This is a genomic window from Elioraea sp. Yellowstone (assembly GCF_006704265.1).
Taxonomy (GTDB): domain Bacteria; phylum Pseudomonadota; class Alphaproteobacteria; order Acetobacterales; family Acetobacteraceae; genus Elioraea.
The window spans coordinates 1-2,455 of sequence record NZ_VIKA01000254.1 but is presented as its reverse complement, the minus strand read 5'-3'; the positions used below and the strand labels follow the sequence as shown (position 1 = coordinate 2,455).

Below are 2,455 nucleotides of genomic sequence, written 5' to 3'. Positions count from 1 at the left end.
GCGCGGCATCCGGCCAAGCGGTGCAGCGCGCCGCGCTCGCGGCGAGCAGCGCGAGCTTGCGCCAGGCCGGCACGACGGCGCGCGCGCCGACCGAATCCCAGCCGTTGCGCGCGACCTCGCGCCCGATCTCGGCATAGATCAGCCGCGCCGCGCCGATCCCCGGGCGGCATCCGGCCGGCAGGCGGGCGATCCCCGCCTCCGCCCGCGCATAGAGCCGTTCGGCCTCGGCCAGCAGGCGGGCGACCACCGAGCCCAGCGCGTCCGTGAAGCGCGGCGCGGCGAGGAAGGCATCCGGATCGATCCCGGCCTCGGCCAGCCAGGCGGCCGGCAGGTAGAGCCGGCCCGCGCGCGCATCCTCGCCGACGTCGCGGGCGATGTTGGTGAGCTGCATCGCGACCCCGAGGTCGCAGGCGCGCGCGAGCACCTGCGGATCGCGCACCCCCATCAGCAGCGCGACCATCGCGCCGACCGAGCCCGCGACGCGCGCGGCATAGGCGTGCAGCGCCTCGAGGTCGGCCGGGCGGCGCGCCTCGACGTCCCAGCGCAACCCCTCCAGCAGGGCGGCGGGCAGCGCGCGCGGGATGCCGTGGCGGGCCACGGCCTCGGCGAAGGCGCGATCGGCCGGGATCGGGAACGGACGGCCGGCATAGGCCCGCTCGAGCCGCTCCTCCAGCCGCGCGAGCGCGGCCCGCCGTGCCACGCCGCGATCGATCGCGTCGTCGGCGAGGCGGCAGAAGGCATAGACCGCCGCGGCCGGATCGCGCACCGCCGCCGGCAGCAGCCGCGCGGCGGCGAAGAAGCTCCGCGACCCGCCGCGCAGGAGCGCCCGGCAGGCGGCGAGGTCGGCCGGGCTCGGCGCGTCAGCGGAGGCGAGCGGCATCGGGCACCACCTGATCCAGCACCTTGGCGGAGCAGAGCACGCCGGGCAGGCCCGCGCCCGGATGCGTCCCCGCACCGACGAGATAGAGCCCGGCGATCTCCTCGCTCGCGTTGTGCGGCCGGAACCAGGCGCTCTGCGTCAGCACCGGCTCGAGCCCGAATCCGGCGCCGCGCGGCGCGAGGAGGTCGGCGGCGAAGTCGCGCGGGGTCATCACCCGCGAGGTGACGACGGCGCCGCCGAGCCCGGGCAGCAGCGTCCGCTCGAGCCGGCGCTCGACCGCGCGGCGGAACGGCTCGGCCATGCCCGCCCAGTCGATCGCGGCGTCGAGATTCGGCACCGGCACGAGGGCGTAGAACGCGTCGCAGCCGGCCGGCGCGACGGAGGCGTCGGTCGCGGTCGGCCGGTGCAGGTAGAGCGAGAAGTCGTCCGCGAGCCGCTTGCGGTCGAAGATGTCGGCGAGCAGCCCGCGATAGCGCGGCCCGAGCAGGATGGTGTGGTGGCCGACCTCCTCGTAGCGCCTGCGCGTGCCGAAGTACCAGACGAACAGCCCCATCGAGTAGCGCGCGCGGGCGAGCCGCCGGTCGGTCCAGCGGCGCCGGTGCTGCGGCGGCACGAGCGCGCCGTAGGTGAAGGCGGAATCGGCGTTCGAGACCACGATCGCGGCGGCGATCGTCTCGCCGTCGGCGAGCCTGACGCCGGTCGCGCGGCCGTCGCGCACGGTGACGGCCGCGACCTCCGCGCCGAGGCGGATGCGCCCGCCCTGGCGCGCGACCAGGCCGGCGAGCCCGCGCACCAGCGCGTGGGTGCCGCCGATCGCGTAGTGCACGCCCCAGCGCTGCTCCAGGGCCGGGATCAGGCAGTAGACGGCGCTCGCCGCGAAGGGGTTGCCGCCGATCAGCAGCGGATGGAAGGACAGCGCGGCGCGCAGGCGCGGATCGCGGACATGGCGCGCGACGGTCGCGTGCACGCTGCGCCAGGCGCGCAGCCGGATCAGGTCCGGCGCGACCCGCAGCATGTCGGCGAAGCGTCCGAACGGCACGTGGCCGAGCCGCTCGAAGCCGATCCGGCAGGTCTCGGCGGAGAGGCGCATGTAGCGGTCGTAGCCGGCGAGATCGGAGGGGCTGAAGCGCGCGATCTCGGCGCGCATGGCGGCCGGATCGCCGCGGCAGGCGAACACCGCGCCGTCGTCGAACCGGATCCGGTAGAAGGGATCGCAGGCGACGAGCGTGACATCCTCGGCGAGGCGGCGGCCGGCGAGCGCCCAGAGCTCCTCGAACAGGAACGGCGCGGTGACGATGGTCGGGCCGGCGTCGAAGGTGAAGCCGTCCTGGCGGAACACCCGCGCCCGCCCGCCGGGCTGGTCCAGCCGTTCCAGGACCGTCACGCGCCAGCCGCGCGCGCCCAGGCGCACCGCCGCGGCGAGCCCGCCGAAGCCGCTGCCGATCACCACCGCGTGCGGGCGCGGATCGCCCGCCTGCGCCGCGCGTGCGAGCGCGACCGCGCGCGAGGCCGGGGTGGCGCTGGTCGAGGATCTCGAGTGCGACGACGGGCGCTGGGACATCGAGGGGCGCAGCG

Annotated in this window: 2 protein-coding genes; both read right to left on the bottom strand. The window is 76.7% G+C overall.

All coding sequences use genetic code 11. The annotated features are described in order from the left end of the window. Positions 1-880, bottom strand: an 880-nt coding sequence (locus FK498_RS18400; protein WP_141857122.1) for a phytoene/squalene synthase family protein, incomplete at its 3' end; no start/stop codon positions are given. Then, a complete protein-coding gene (locus FK498_RS18395; RefSeq protein ID WP_141857120.1) occupies positions 861-2,441 on the bottom strand; it encodes a phytoene desaturase in 1,581 nt (526 codons plus the stop codon). The genes FK498_RS18395 and FK498_RS18400, both read right to left, overlap by 20 nt. Positions 2,442-2,455: the final 14 nt, after the last annotated feature.

Excerpts from the sequence above, each read along its gene's own strand:
- FK498_RS18395 (WP_141857120.1), bottom strand. The coding sequence starts at position 2,441 with ATGTCCCAGCGCCCGTCGTCGCACTCGAGATCCTCGACCAGCGCCACC.